This is a genomic window from Enterococcus sp. LJL99, from assembly GCF_054871725.1.
In genome coordinates, this window is record NZ_JBTXLT010000008.1 from 34,449 (window position 1) to 49,070 (window position 14,622).

Consider the following 14,622-nt stretch of genomic DNA (forward strand, 5'->3'; position numbering starts at 1 on the left):
TATTGACTAAACGAATCCCTGAATAGTATTGTAAATACTCAATTACTTTTTTAAGGGAGAGAACAGCCGTGATTCTTGTCTATCAAAATGGAAGACCAATCATGATCAAAGCAATCATTCCAGATTCTTTAAGAATATAAGTAAAAAGTATATATTCTTAGGAGGAAAAATCGGTGGTAAAATTAAAAGAAATTAACTGGAATGGATTGACTAATCCTGAGGTTGAAGTCAATCAAAATAAATATGGTAAAAATAAAATTATGGATGAAAAGAAACAGTCATTCTTGAGTAAAATCGGGCATATTTTAACTGAACCAATGTTTTTACTGTTAATTGTTGCATCGATTGTTTATTTTGTTTTAGGTGAGCCTTTAGATGGAAGCATTATGCTTATTTTTGTTATCGTAATCATCAGTATTGAAGTCGTTCAAGAATGGAAAACAGACAAAACGCTACATGCTTTAAAAAATTTATCTGCTCCCCATATTACTGTAATCAGAAATGGTGAGAAAATAGAAATTTTAAGCGAATTACTTGTTCCAGGAGATTTGATGTTCATTGAAGAGGGGAGTAAAATACCTGCCGATGGATTTGTTGTAAAGGCAAATGATTTGAAAGTCGATGAATCATCTTTGACTGGTGAAGCAGAAGCGGTTTGGAAAAAAATTGCAGAAACAGAACAATTTTTAACTCAAGAACAAAGTTATTGGCGGGATGATTATTGTTATACCGGTACCCTAGTTACTTTTGGTAGTGCTATTGTTTTAGTTGATAAAATTGGTACAGAGACTGAGTACGGTAAGATTGGCAAGCATCTAGTAGAAGCAGAAACAAGCCCATCACCGTTGGAAAAGCAAACCAACAAACTAGTAAAGGTTAGTTCGACTATTGCGTTCGTTTTATTTTTTCTCGTAGCTCTTTTCACGTTTATCGATGCTTCTGATTTATCATTAAAAAGCCGTTTGATTCAAAGTGTTTTATCTGGTATTACACTAGCTATGGCATTGATTCCAGAAGAATTCCCAGTGGTTTTGACTGTTTTTTTATCAATGGGAGCTTGGCGTTTAGCTAAAAAGAATTCATTGGTTAGGAAACTGCCTGCTATTGAAACAATGGGCGCTGTTTCGGTTTTATGTGTTGACAAGACAGGAACGATTACGATGAATCAAATGACGGTCACTGAATTAGTAACACAAGATAAAAAAGAAATGATTGAATTAATGGGTTTAGCTTGTGAGGTAGAACCTTATGATCCAATGGAAATAGCCATGTTAGATTATTGTGAACAGCATAATATCACAAAAAATGAGTTATTCAATGGAAAGTTGATTACAGAGTATTCGTTCACAGATGAATTAAAAATGATGGGGCATGTTTGGCAAAAAAATGAACAGATTGTCATTGCTGCCAAAGGGTCGCCTGAAAGCATTCTTTCAAGTTGTCGTTTATCATTACCTGAAGAAGCAATAATCAATCAAAAAATCGAAAAGATGTCGGCGCAAGGGCTTAGAGTCATTGCAGTTGCTTCCGCAGTAGTAGCTAATGAATACGATATTCCTGAAAGAATCGAAGAGTGCGAGCTAAATTTTTGTGGCTTGGTTGGTTTGGCGGATCCACCAAGACTTGGTGTGAAAGAAGATATTCAACGATGCCATCAAGCTGGGATTCGTGTAGTAATGATTACTGGTGACAATGGAATTACTGCTAGTGCAATTGCTAAGAAAGTTGGTATTGATCATTTAGATAAAGTAGTAACTGGGAAAGAATTGGATACATTAAGTGATCTAGAATTGCAAGAAATCGTAAAAGAAGTAAATATATTCTCTCGTGTAACACCTGAACATAAAATGCGAATCGTAAAAGCGTTTAAGGCAAATGATGAAGTTGTCGCTATGACTGGTGACGGAGTTAATGATGCACCTGCTTTAAAGTACGCTGATATTGGAATTGCTATGGGAAAAAGAGGTTCTGAAGTTTCTAGAGAAGCTGCTGATTTGATTCTATTAGATGATAACTTTTCAACAATTGTCAATACAATCAAAGACGGCCGTCGTATTTATGATAATATTAAAAAAGCCATTGGGTATATCTTTGTGATTCATGTTCCTATTGCATTAAGTGCATTGGCCGCTCCACTACTCGGAGTTCCTCAAGCCGCTTTGTTTTTACTACCAATCCACGTGGTTTTATTAGAGTTGGTTATTGATCCAACTTGTTCTATTGTATTAGAGAGACAACCGAGTGAGAAGAACATTATGTCACGACCACCGAGAAATCCAAAAGAAAATATCCTCTCTTTCAGTCTATTTACGAAAAGTATGATTCAAGGATTGGTCATTTTTCTGGCTTCTTTTGGTAGTTATTATTATACGTTACTTCAAAATCCGCAAAATGACGAATTGGCTAGAACAATCGGTTTAAGTGTATTGATTTTTGCAAATGTTTTTTTGGTTCAAGTCAATAGTTCAGATACAGAGTCTGCCTTTAAAACCTTTTTAGCAATGAGTAAAGATAAAGTAATCTGGGGAATCATGGGTGGAACGATTGGGATTTTGCTTGCCTTGATTTACTCACCAATCAGCGGAATATTAGATTTATCGCCACTATCTATTTCTGAGCTACTTTTTACAATTAGTTTCGCTTTTGTTTCGGTTATTTGGTATGATATAGTCAAATTAATAAAAAATAGCCAGTTAACTTCAGTTAAACGGATGAATAATGAAATGTGCAAAAAACATTGATAAGAACAAACTACTCATGTCAGTAGATAAGTAAGAATATCATTTATTAATAATAGAAAAAATTGAAAATAAGCGAAGATTCATGAAAATTGTTTTTGGAATTTTTATGAGTTTTTGCTTATTTTGACGTGATGAATAAAAAAATGCTTGATTATACTATAAAACTAAGTGATTTAGAGTATGACTGAAAAAAGTTTTAGAAAAAGTGAGGAATTTCATTTTTTTGTTTGTATTATTAGTGAAAGATGAAATTGAGGTGGAGAAATGGAAAATGAATTAGCTTATGCAAAGTTGTTGGATAGAGATGAAGATACTTTTCAACAAATCATTAAAGACTATTCAAAATTACTTTGGGCAGTTGCTGGAACAATTATAACGAGTAAGACACAAACTGCTGTTATGGACATTGAAGAGGTAGTTAGTGATACTTTTGTTCGATTTTGGCAAAATCCAGAAAAATTTAAACCAGAAAAAGGATCATTGAAAAACTATTTAGCAGTTATGACTCGAAGTTTAGCTATCAACAAAATTAAAAAAAATCAACGGAATATTGTTTCATTATTTGATGATGAAGTAATTGAAACAATCCAACTGCCTATTGAAGAACAAGAGTGGCAAGCCTTATATGATGCAATCGCAACTTTAAAAGAACCAACCAGAGAAATATTTATTCGGCGATTTTTCTACAATGAAAAACCAAGCACAATTCATCAAAAAATGAATTTATCATCAAAACAGGTCGATAATTTTTTGTATCGTGGGAAAAAGAAGTTACAAGAAACGTTAGACTATCAGAATTTTGTGGAGGGGATTTTAGATCATGGAGAATAACAAAAAAAATAACTTACCAATTGAGCATTTATCCGACGAGCAATTAGACGATTTATTAAAATACAGTCAGCCATTCACAGAAGAAAATTTAAAAAATATTCAAGCACGATTTACTGAACAAACCTCAACACACAAAACAGGTCGAAAAAAACCTAAAAAAATTGGAAAGAAACTGATTATATTAGCCGCTTCAGCTACCTTATTAGTGACGGTTGGCTTCTCTCAAAAAGATAATCTAAAAAAGGCTTATTATCAATTATTTGGAACTCATGCTGAAAAAGTTTTAATGAACAGTGACAAATTAACAGAATCAGTTGAAGATCAGGGGTTAAGATTAAAAGCTTTAGCCACGTTTAAAGATGGCGATACAACGTATTTCTTATCGGAATTAACCGATTTGACCGAGAATCGTTTAGCTAGTGGGACGATTATTGATAACTGGCAAATGAATGGCGGTGGTAATAGTCACGTGATGAGTTATGATGAAAAAACGAAAACAGCAACTATTTTAACAACTGCCATTGCGCCTTTAGAGAATGAAAAAGTAACACCAGGTTATCTTTTAAAATCATTTTTTACTGGAAAAAAGGACGAGGAAGAAGTAAAAATATTTGATTTTGTTTCTACGTTAAATGAAAAAGCAACATGGCTAGACCTTTCTAAACAAGAAGCAAGTGGTGGTGGAGCGGATGAAGAACAATTAAAAAAATACGGGTTAAAATGGGAGGAATTGAACCAAACAGGCCTGAAACCACTAGAAATAAATCACGTTTTATCAGAGAAACAACAAGTTATTTTAAGTAATAGTACGTATAAAGATGATTTTTTACATCTACAAATAAAATCGCCTAATACGATTGAACGTTTTTTTACCTTTGTGACATTAATTGACACTAAAACAGAAGAAGAGATTCAGCCGATGGCAAGTTTTAGTGTAGACGAAGGAACACATAGTAATGAAACCGGTCGTAGTGATTACGATGAAATGATTTTTGATATTTCTAAAGAAAAATTGGGCGATTATAAGCTAAAGATTGTCAGTAGAGAATATGAAACGATTCAAAATGGCTTTTGGGCAATTAAATTAAAAGAACCACAACCTTTACCAACGTTAAAGTTTGAGGATCAAGAAATAGTTAGTGGTGATGAAACACTGAAATTGAACGATGTTCGTTTGTCTCCACTTAGTTTAAGTTTTACTTACAAAGGAAAGACTCAGACAAAGGAAGCTTTGAGTATAAAAGTAAAAATGAAAAATGGCGAAACCATTGATTATGGTCAGCATCTATCTCTTGAAAATAATGAAAGTATTTCAGAGAATAAAGTACAAATTACAAATGACTACTTAGATATCGAAAAAGTTGCTGAACTTGAAATTAATGGAGTGAATTTTTCATTCGTTTAGAAATGAAATAAGAACAATAAATGTTGAATCGTTCAAGCTAAAACTGATTACTAGTTTTGGTTTGGATGATTTTTTTATAAAAGTAAAATGCTCCACTTTTAATGAATGATAATTGAATTGATTAAATAAAATTTTAAAAAAAGGCGATAAGTTATTAATTGCATTTTTTTATCGCTAGATGTAGACTGCTTATGGGATGATTAGCGATGAAAAATTAAATTTCGTGTGTTATTTTATCTGCAGGAAATTTGAATGACAATAGAAAGAAGTGGAATAATTGGAAAATGGACTTGTAATTCCAGAATGGCTTGTAGTCATTTCTTGGATTAGTTTAGTATTATCAATAGGATCGTTTATTTATGTTGCATTTACTGTCAAAAAAAATCCGCAAAAAATGAAAATCATGAATCTTGTTTGGCCATTAACGACATTATTTGGTTCCCTAATTTGGGTCTTAGCTTATAACAAGTGGGGGCGATCAAAATCCGATGATAAAGAGAAAACGATGAAAATGGATATGACTAATATGGATATGAGTCAAATGCCAACGAAGCCTATGCCAGTTTCAGTTTTTATTGGGACGTGTCATTGCGGAGCAGGTTGTACATTAGCAGATTTGATTATTGAATGGTTGTTGTTCTTTTTCCCAAGTTTATATGTAGTTGGTGGATACCATTGGATTTTTGGGAATAATTTATATGCAGGATTTGTTTTGGCCTTTATAATAGCCTATATAATTGGTGTCAGTTTTCAATATTTTGCTATTGTACCAATGAAACATCTAGGGGAAAAGGCTGGAATTTTAGCAGCAATTAAAGCAGATACGCTGTCACTAACTGCTTGGCAAGTTGGAATGTATGCGACAGTTGCTTTTAGCCAATTATGGTTATTTCCTCATTGGTTTGGTGGAAGAATCGAAGCAAATTCTCCAGTTTTTTGGTTTATGATGCAATTGGCTATGTTAGTAGGTTTTTGCACAGCCTATCCGATGAATTGGTTTTTGATAAAAATAGGAATCAAGGAAAGAATGTAGGAGCTAAAATAAGCACTCTTGAATGGAATAATATAAGTGTAAAAAGCAGGTAAGGACAAACGTGGTTAGCTCCTAGAGCCAAGTAGGAATCATTCGACATCGAAAGGAAACCATTCGTGTTTCTTGTCATTTTCGGAAATTCCTTCTTGTTTCTCGGAGCTGCTTTTGTCTTACCCACTTTTTCTGTTTAATTTTAATACAAAATAGGTATAATCTTATATTAAAAAATTTGTTACTTTTTTGGTTGATTTGAAATAGCTATTTATTTTTGAATTTGCTATCATAAACTTGTAACAATAGATTGGAGGAAGAAGTATGAATGCTGTTCGTTTTAATCAACTTTATTTGCTATTTACAGGAATCATTTTAATTATTTGTGGTTTTTTAATTATTGATGAATCGAGCTTGATTTTTTCAGTCTTTAATTTGATTTTACCAATCATCTTAATTATGAATGGTATTTCCCATTTCTTCCAATTTTCAAAACATAAAAAAAATTGGTTATTAAAAAGTCTAGTAGAGTTTTCATTAGCTCTGCTTTGTTTCTTCTCTGATGTTTCATTTGTTTTTTTAATGTTTTTTTTCGGTGTTTATATTTTAGTGAAAAGTGTTGCATTATTAGAAAAATATTGGGATTTTCGTAGCAATCATACTTCTGGTCGAATGGGTTTACTTGTAAATGGGATTTGTCAGAGTGTAATTGGACTCAGTTTGCTTTTCTCGTTTTTTTTGTCTCAACGTCAAATACTGTTATTTTTAAGTACATATATGATATTAGCGGGAATGACTAATATTTTAACAGGGTTTCGTTTTTTTGCTGCAAACGATATTTTTACTAATGTTAAAAGGAAAATCCGACTTACACCTCCTGTCTTAGTGGAGGCATTGCTTCCTCGTTTTGTATTGAAAAAAACGAATGAGTATTTATCTTCCAATGGTAGTCAAACAAAAGGGCTGACTTTAAAAATTGAAAAACGAATCGAAGAAACAAAAGAAAAGGAAATTCCAGAATTAGAAATCTTGATTCATGTGACAGAAAAAAGTTTCGGTTCGATTGGTCATATGGATTTATCTTTTGAAGGAAAAGTTGTTTCCTATGGTAACTATGATGCCGATTCATCTCTTTTGTTTGAAATGGTTGGTGATGGTGTATTAACAACAGGAGCTAAAAGAGATCAGTATATTCCATTTTGTATTGCGCATGACAAAAAGACATTGTTTTGTTTTGGAATCAAATTGACAGTTGAACAACGTGATGGGATTCGGAAAAAAATAGCTAGTTTATGCGAGACATCATTTGTTTGGCAATCTCATGCGCAAAGAAATCCTGATGAGGTATATAGCGACTATGCAAGCTGTTTGACACGTAAAACGGATTGTCAATTACATAAATTTCATCATGGGATGTTTAAAACGTATTTTGTTTTAACAACGAATTGTGTTTTATTGGCAGATACAATTTTAGGTCCAACTGGAATCAATTTATTGACGATTAATGGGATTTTGACACCAGGAACGTATTTAGATTTTCTATTAAATGAATTTCAAAAACCAACGAGTATCGTAGAAACACTGCATATTTATAATAAAGCGTAATTGGGTAGTTTTTATGACAGAAAAAATGAAGTTTGTAAAGAGGAGATAGAGAATGATTTTAGAAACAGAACGATTGATTTTAAGAGAATGGAGATTGGGAGAAGAAAAACAGTTACAGCGGTTTCTTGGTAGTGATAAGGTTATGTACGCGTACGAAGGCGCTTTTGATGATAAACAAATCAAAGCATGGTTAAAATGGAACTTACAACTATATGAAGAAAAAGGATATGGTCTTTGGGCGATTGAAAGAAAATCTGATGGTGCAATTATAGGAGAATGCGGCTTGATTGATCAAAATGTAGCTGGACAAGATTATGTAGAAATAGGTTATCATCTTAATAGTGAATTTTGGAAAAACGGTTATATGATTGAAGCGGCTAACGCAGTGAAAGCATATGCATTTACTGTTCTCAAAACAAACGAAGTAGTTTCGATTATAAGAGATACAAATATTGCATCAATGAATGTTGCAATTCGTAATGGGATGATTGTATTAAAAAGATTTATTAAACATTATCGTGGGATAGACATGCCTCACTATTTATTTATAGCAAGAAAAACTAGGTAATTAAATATAGCGCTTAATGGGAGAAGGAACAATAAACAAGAGCAAGTTCCTATTATTCCAGGGTTTCTTAGTCTATTCTTGAAATAAATATTGAAAAGTAATGCTACTTATGTAACAATCAGAAATGTTGGTAAAATAAGTAGCAAAGGAGAATAAAATGAAAAAAATAACGACAATTTTTTTATCAGTAATTACTATAATGTTATTAGCAAGTTGTGGGAATTCATTTAATGCAAAAGGGTATGTTAATGGTGTGTTAGATGCAGCAACAAAAGGGGAATTTAAAGAATACGTAAAATATACTAATGCAACAAAAGAAGAATGTGAAGAATTATATAGTAAGAATCTAGATGAAACGATGGAACTTTTTGATGAAGAAGGAATGTCGTCTGACTTACAAGACAAATACCGCGATTTATTCATGAAGATGTATAAAAAAACTAAATATACAGTCAATGAAGGAAAACTTAATAAAGATAAAGAGTATGAAGTGACTATCGATATAGAGCCATTGCTCATTTTTGAAACTTTTGATGAAGATCTTGAAAAATATCAAGGGGAATTAATGAAGGAACTTGAAGAAAGTATTCTCAATGATGGTGATATTCCAACTGAAGAAGACATCTTAAATCAAGTATTCTCAAAAATTTACGATATTTTAAATGAAAAAGCTGATAAACCTGAATATGGAAAAAAAGAATCAATAACAGTTGTTCTTAAAGAAAATACAGATAAAGAATATGAAATTTCAGATGAAGATATGGAAAAAATAGATCAAAAATTAATTGATTTTGATAAACTTGATTAATAGAAAAAATTTACCAACATTATTTATTCTGTTTAATAATCAATTAAGTTAAAATTACTTGGGAATTTTGATTACAATAAAACAAATCGACTTATAATGAATTTCCTACCTTCTTAAAAGTGGCGAAGGAGGGATGATTTTAAGTCGATTTTTTTGTATAATTGGATTAGCTGGTTAAATGAAATCGAGCTAATCTTTATTTAGCTCTGGGAACGATAATTTCTAATTAAAATATAGATTGGATTCGATACTTATGACTTGGATTAGTATTATACAAAAATTACTTTTTGGTGTGTTAGTTTCATCAATAATTGGTTATAATCGTGAAACTAAAAGTAGCCCCGCTGGTTTAAGAACCTATAATCTCGTTTGTTTAGGATCGGTGATTTTAACGATGGTTGCACAAGAATTAGCAGCTGAAAACGTTGCGGCTGTATTAAATAATGAGCAACTTAAAGGGGTTTTAACAGCAGATTCTACAAAAATTATTGCGCAAATAATCAGTGGGATTGGTTTTTTAGGTGCAGGAACAATCATTGTCACTCAAAAAAGAATTAAAGGATTGTCAACCGCTTCTTCTCTATGGGCAACTTCAGCAATCGGTATAGCAGTCGGGATGGGTTATTTTTTATTGGCTTCATTGAGTTCGATTTTGGTTGTAATTATTTTAGCGACTTTCAATAAAATTATCCCGTTTAATACAGTAAAAAAAATAGCAATCATTTTTACCGATAAAAATACGGACGAGTCAATAAAAGAATATTTTAAGAAGCATAGTATTGATATTAGACATATAGAAGCTCAATTTAAAATTTCGAATGGCATCAGACAATATATTAATATTTATACCATAAAACCACACAGTCCATTCGAAGAACATTTAATTGTTCAGGAAATTGCTGAAATTGATTGTGTAATGGGGATTGAAATGTTAGATGTATAATGAAAGAGAAGATAACAAACTGCATGTTCATCCTTATTTTATGTGGATAAGACAAAAGTAAAAATCACATTTATCTCAACCTCAAAAAGAGAGAAGGAAGAAAATGAGTAAACAAGAGAACAAATCTAAAGAAGCGAAGCGAGCAATCATTTCAGCAGCAATTGTTTTATTTGCTAAAAGAGGTTACAAAGAAACCACGATTAAAGATCTATGTGAAGAATCAGGTTATTCAGTAGGTGCATTTTATCACCATTTCAAATCAAAAGCAGATATTTTAGCCTATATGTATAATAGATTTGATCGAGACATTAGAACAAAAGTAATTGAGTTAGCACCAAAAACAAGTCGAGAAGGTATTTTATTGATTGCAATCGAGCATGTCAATCAATGCTTGTATTTAGGCGCAGATGCGACATCGCAGTATTTAGGAGAATCCTTGATTGATCATAATTCTTTTTCTTCAAAAACGCGCTTATTTGAAGAAGGAATGGTTCAAAAATATCTTGAGACGGGAATTGAATCTGGTGAGTTTTCTGATGAGCTGAATGTAGAGATAGTAACAAGAATTATTTCAAGTATTTTTTCTAGCCATGTTCGTCATTGGTGTCTATTTAGTGGTCAATATAAATTAATGGAGTTAGTTGTGGCAGATATAGAATATTTATTAAGTAGTTTTTAAGGGGGATTGATTAAGGGAAAATGTTATGTTTATGAAAGTGAATTTAATTTCAATTGTTATTTATTAGTATGGATAAAGCTTTGGGAAACCAATAGATTATTAATCTTATAGTAGGATAGAAGTAATGAAATATATTTTCAGTTTTTCGATTAAGCATACTTCATTTTAAAAAAGAGAAAAATAGAAATTATTAAAATAATAAAATATCAGCTGTAATAATTAGTATAAGATGAGAAAAGCAGTTAATTATAGACAAATATTAAGAAAAATTGATAGTATAGAATTATGCTATCGTTTTTTTTATTTTTAAAATAGTTTTTATTTTATATTTTTGCTTGTCATCTCTAGATTATTATGAAGGAGTGTTTGAATGAAACGAATCCTAAGTGTTTTATTGATAGTTTTGTTATTTTTAACCTGTGTAGTTTTTTTAGTGAAGCAATAGAAACAACTGCTGAAGTCAGTGATGTTTACAGTATTGAGTTTGAGTGCCAAGTATCTTCTTCAACGGAAAGCTTATCAGAAAGTAGTGGTCCAACGCAGATGACAACGAATCAGAAGGAAATCACTTTTTCAAGTAGTGAAGAAAAAATTGGAAACTTAGAAATAGAAAATTCTGAAGCAGAGGAACCTTTTATTTCAGAACGAGCGCTAGGAAATGGCACGCTGGAAAGTCCATTCTTAGTTTCTAATGCTCAAGAATTAAAACAAGCAATTAATACTTCTTTCGTAAATGGTCAAACGCTTCATTACATAAAATTATTAAATGATATCATTTATAAAGACAGTGATACTCGCTTCACAATTAATAAAAATACAGTTTTGGATGGAGATGGACATGCGCTTTTGTATAATGGTACAAACTATGGTACAGCTCATTTTCAAACTGGAGCAAACAATTTAAATATTACATATAAAAATCTTCAATTTGGAAATGCTAGTTATCCAAATAGTAATTATTATGGTATTTTATACAATGCTTATAATAATATTGCGTTTACTGTAGAAGATATTTCTTATAATATTCAAAATGGAAGTCAACCATTCTATGGAAACAATAACGCTGGAAATAGTATTACTTTTAAGGGCAATAATACTTTTACTTCAATGGGCAGTAGTTATGGAGGAGAATTTATTGAAGGGATTCCTACCGTTAATTTTGCAACAGGAAGTAATACGACTATTTATAATGATTCTAGTGGTGTTTATGCGTTATTTTGGAGTACTAATCAAGTCATAAATGTAGAGCAAGGAGCATGTGTCTCGATTGAAGCAAGCAAAGCTTATTTATTTTGGACTGGCGGAACAATCAATATGAAAGAAAACGCGCAATTTCTTTACACGAGTACGAAAGGAATCTACAACACTACCTCTCAAAATACAGCCGCTTTATCTAACTCTGGTAGTGTAATCATAAACGTTTCTCAAGATGCAATTGGTCATTTTAGAACCTCGGTCAATGCTTTTTCAGGAATTAATCCAGTGATTAATGTTACATCGCCTGACTATTTGTTGTTTGATCATAGTGATCAGTCAAAAACTGTACTTGGTACGATGACGTTAACAATTAATAGAAAGGATAATGATCAATATAATTATTCAACCAATTATTTATTGGGAACGAGTCAAACGGAAGTAGCAAATAATTTATTACCTAATAAATCAGAAGTAATAAGCACATCGACTATAAAAAATGGTTCATCGATCATGTACGGACGTTGTCCAACCATTATAGTTTTTTCTGTTTTATCGAATGTGGGTTCAAATGTCAGTAGCTTAATCACTCAGGTAAGTCAATGGTCCCCGCAACAAGATGAAAAACAAGAAATACAATTCAAGCTTTCAAAAGATGCTCTTTACAAAGGGAATGACAGCACTTCACAATCCGCTCAGCAAAGTATTGAAAATCAAACTGGATTGAAAAATCAAGTGATTAATAGCGAAATCGGGAAATTTGAATTTACGGATTTAAGTCCTGCAACATACTATGCCTATGCTAAAATTGATGATCATCATATACCTGGATACCGGTTGTACAGTCCTTGGGTTGAGGAAGTAACTGAAATAGCTCCGTATATCGAACTTTCATTTCCAGCGCAAGGGATGGCTTTTTCTAGTCCAATCTCTGGTATTTTTAAAAGTGAAGAGAATTCAAGAATTATTAACTCAGGAAATATTCCGATGAGTATTGATTTAACAGAACTAAAAGAAACGCCATCAAGTTCACCTGAAATGAAACTTGTTTCTGAATTTATTTCTAGAAATCAAGAATTGATTTTGACATTAGTAGGAAAAAATGAAGGAGCGAATCAAATAGTAAGGTGGGGACCTCTAGAAAAATCTGTTACACCTAAAAGTACGCCATTAAATATCGAGCCTTATTGGGGAAATAACGAAGCCATTCTTTATTTCGAAGGGAATTATTCAGGTCCATTAATTGGGCCAAAGGATGTACAGTATAATCTTTCGTTCAATAAAAAAGAGCTTACTTAATTGAATAGTACTAAATGAAGACTTGAGAGCAGCTTTGGTAATAGGTAATAAAGTAAATGAGCGTTTAATAAAAAGTACTTAGCTATGAATCTCTAGTTAGTAGCTTGTTTTCGCAGCTAAGTGTTTTATTTTATTCATAATTAGTATTTGCAATATTATGCCATTTTATCTTTAGCAGGAGTAACTTGTATATTCATTTCACAATAGTACATTAGGCTTGAGAAAAAATAGGCTCTGAGTGCCATGTTCGATAAGTTGCTCCGCAAAAACTTTCCATTTGATTTTTTCCAGAGTCTTTATTAGTTAGAGTAACTAGGGCTTCTTGTTGATTGGGTAAACTAATGACCATTGCTTGATAACCTACTCCCCAGCCGAGAGATGAAAGTTCGATTCCTAGTTTAGTATCATCTAAAAAACACCCTAAGCCAATCCATGATTCTGTTTTAGGAGTAATCAAAAAACGGTAAATATCTTGAGGGATGCCCAAATGAGAATCACTATTAAGTCCTTTAGTGATTTCTTTCATTAAGGTTAATACATCTTTGCCATTTCCCCAAAGACCACATGCGGCTGGATAAGGATAACATGAATAGTTATTGGAAATAATCTGATTATTTTGATTATATCCAGGCAATAATAGATCGGCAGAATTGATTTCGGTTAATTGCTGAAAGTAGTTGAATGAGTGACAATTTAATGGTAAAAAAATCTCTTGTTGCATGATTTCTTGAAAAGGCAAATTCATTTTTTCTTCTAACCAATATTGTAATAACATAAATCCTTGATCTGAATACGCAAATTCACCTACCGCTGTTTTCGTAATCTCTTTTAAGAAAGTTCGTGATTCTGGAAAAACGTTTGGAAGAAAATCTGTTTCTTTATCTTGAATGCCACTTAAGTGTCGTAAAATATCCTCAACTGTGATGGAATCAATTGATAAATCGAGTTCTTGGTTGAGCTTATCGGTTAATAAGATTTTTTTTTGCGCAATTAATTTTAAGCAAAGTAGTGTAGTGACTAACTTACTGATTGAGCATAAATTGAATGAATGATTTACATTACCATAATAATTTTCTTCGTTGTTTCCAAATGTTCCAACAAAATAATCTGGTACAGAAAAGTCTTTTTGTATTTTTTCTAAGGTCATTTTTCTCCTCATTTCTGCAAAAGTTGCTTTTACTCGCAATGTTTGGTTTTTTTACTATAGGTTCAATTAAAATTATGAACCAATTCGAAAACGCCAATTGTTTTTAGATAGTCGCTATTAAATTTTGCATGAACTAAAATTCTCAATAATTAGTTTTTATAATAAGTTAAGCGAACTGAAATTGGTAGCGAAAAGAGTGATAAAAAGGTAATGACAATCATAATACTCACAAACTACTAGTTTATTTTTATAGGTTGGGAAATTTTTAGGAATAAAAATTGGAAATGAATTCTATTGAAAATTTGTTGTTACATTCCTATTTGGTATATTGGACAAAAAGAGGTTGATGAAAAGAAGTGGATTAAGAGTCTAATCGAA

11 protein-coding genes are annotated in these 14,622 nt (G+C 31.8%); 10 read left to right on the forward strand and 1 reads right to left on the reverse strand.

The window, feature by feature from the left end; all coding sequences use genetic code 11:
• Window positions 1-173: 173 nt before the first annotated feature.
• The 10 genes from ACYSNW_RS12495 (at window position 174) to ACYSNW_RS12540 (ending at window position 13,097) form a co-directional block, all read left to right on the forward strand.
• Entirely contained in the window at window positions 174-2,741 is a 2,568-nt protein-coding gene (locus ACYSNW_RS12495; protein WP_461744961.1) for a cation-translocating P-type ATPase, read from the forward strand.
• Between the two features lie 264 nt (window positions 2,742-3,005).
• Window positions 3,006-3,572: an RNA polymerase sigma factor gene (locus tag ACYSNW_RS12500; protein WP_461744963.1), complete on the forward strand. Its 567-nt coding sequence runs from the start codon at window positions 3,006-3,008 to the stop codon at window positions 3,570-3,572.
• Window positions 3,562-4,977 (forward strand): hypothetical protein, encoded by a 1,416-nt coding sequence (locus ACYSNW_RS12505; protein WP_461744965.1) that lies wholly within the window; start codon window positions 3,562-3,564, stop codon window positions 4,975-4,977. The genes ACYSNW_RS12500 and ACYSNW_RS12505 overlap by 11 nt, the downstream gene beginning before the upstream one ends.
• A gap of 277 nt (window positions 4,978-5,254) precedes the next feature.
• Window positions 5,255-6,010 carry a DUF4396 domain-containing protein gene (locus tag ACYSNW_RS12510; protein ID WP_461744967.1) on the forward strand — a complete coding sequence of 252 codons (756 nt, stop codon included), beginning with the start codon at window positions 5,255-5,257 and terminating at the stop codon, window positions 6,008-6,010.
• Between the two features lie 315 nt (window positions 6,011-6,325).
• Window positions 6,326-7,606 carry an HdeD family acid-resistance protein gene (locus ACYSNW_RS12515; RefSeq protein WP_461744969.1) on the forward strand — a complete coding sequence of 427 codons (1,281 nt, stop codon included), beginning with the start codon at window positions 6,326-6,328 and terminating at the stop codon, window positions 7,604-7,606.
• 52 nt (window positions 7,607-7,658) lie between these two features.
• Window positions 7,659-8,174, forward strand: a complete 516-nt coding sequence (locus tag ACYSNW_RS12520) for a GNAT family N-acetyltransferase (RefSeq protein WP_461744971.1) — start codon at window positions 7,659-7,661, stop codon at window positions 8,172-8,174.
• Between the two features lie 157 nt (window positions 8,175-8,331).
• Window positions 8,332-8,982: a hypothetical protein gene (locus tag ACYSNW_RS12525; protein WP_461744973.1), complete on the forward strand. Its 651-nt coding sequence runs from the start codon at window positions 8,332-8,334 to the stop codon at window positions 8,980-8,982.
• Between the two features lie 253 nt (window positions 8,983-9,235).
• Window positions 9,236-9,925, forward strand: coding sequence for an MgtC/SapB family protein (locus ACYSNW_RS12530; RefSeq protein WP_461744975.1), 690 nt, complete (start codon window positions 9,236-9,238; stop codon window positions 9,923-9,925).
• Between the two features lie 103 nt (window positions 9,926-10,028).
• The gene (locus ACYSNW_RS12535) at window positions 10,029-10,604 is read left to right on the forward strand and encodes a TetR/AcrR family transcriptional regulator (RefSeq protein ID WP_461744977.1); all 576 of its coding nucleotides are present in this window, start codon (window positions 10,029-10,031) and stop codon (window positions 10,602-10,604) included.
• A gap of 366 nt (window positions 10,605-10,970) precedes the next feature.
• On the forward strand, window positions 10,971-13,097 hold the full coding sequence (locus tag ACYSNW_RS12540; RefSeq protein ID WP_461744979.1) for a hypothetical protein: 2,127 nt from the start codon (window positions 10,971-10,973) through the stop codon (window positions 13,095-13,097).
• A 211-nt stretch (window positions 13,098-13,308) separates the two neighbouring features.
• Here the strand turns inward: ACYSNW_RS12540 and ACYSNW_RS12545 are convergent, their stop codons facing one another.
• Entirely contained in the window at window positions 13,309-14,244 is a 936-nt protein-coding gene (locus ACYSNW_RS12545; protein WP_461744981.1) for a serine hydrolase domain-containing protein, read from the reverse strand.
• Between the last annotated feature and the right edge of the window lie 378 nt (window positions 14,245-14,622).

Excerpts from the sequence above, each read along its gene's own strand:
- ACYSNW_RS12500 (WP_461744963.1), top strand. The coding sequence starts at position 3,006 with ATGGAAAATGAATTAGCTTATGCAAAGTTGTTGGATAGAGATGAAGAT.
- ACYSNW_RS12520 (WP_461744971.1), top strand. The coding sequence starts at position 7,659 with ATGATTTTAGAAACAGAACGATTGATTTTAAGAGAATGGAGATTGGGA.
- ACYSNW_RS12530 (WP_461744975.1), top strand. The coding sequence starts at position 9,236 with ATGACTTGGATTAGTATTATACAAAAATTACTTTTTGGTGTGTTAGTT.
- ACYSNW_RS12545 (WP_461744981.1), bottom strand. The coding sequence starts at position 14,244 with ATGACCTTAGAAAAAATACAAAAAGACTTTTCTGTACCAGATTATTTT.
- ACYSNW_RS12535 (WP_461744977.1), top strand. The coding sequence starts at position 10,029 with ATGAGTAAACAAGAGAACAAATCTAAAGAAGCGAAGCGAGCAATCATT.
- ACYSNW_RS12515 (WP_461744969.1), top strand. The coding sequence starts at position 6,326 with ATGAATGCTGTTCGTTTTAATCAACTTTATTTGCTATTTACAGGAATC.
- ACYSNW_RS12505 (WP_461744965.1), top strand. The coding sequence starts at position 3,562 with ATGGAGAATAACAAAAAAAATAACTTACCAATTGAGCATTTATCCGAC.
- ACYSNW_RS12525 (WP_461744973.1), top strand. The coding sequence starts at position 8,332 with ATGAAAAAAATAACGACAATTTTTTTATCAGTAATTACTATAATGTTA.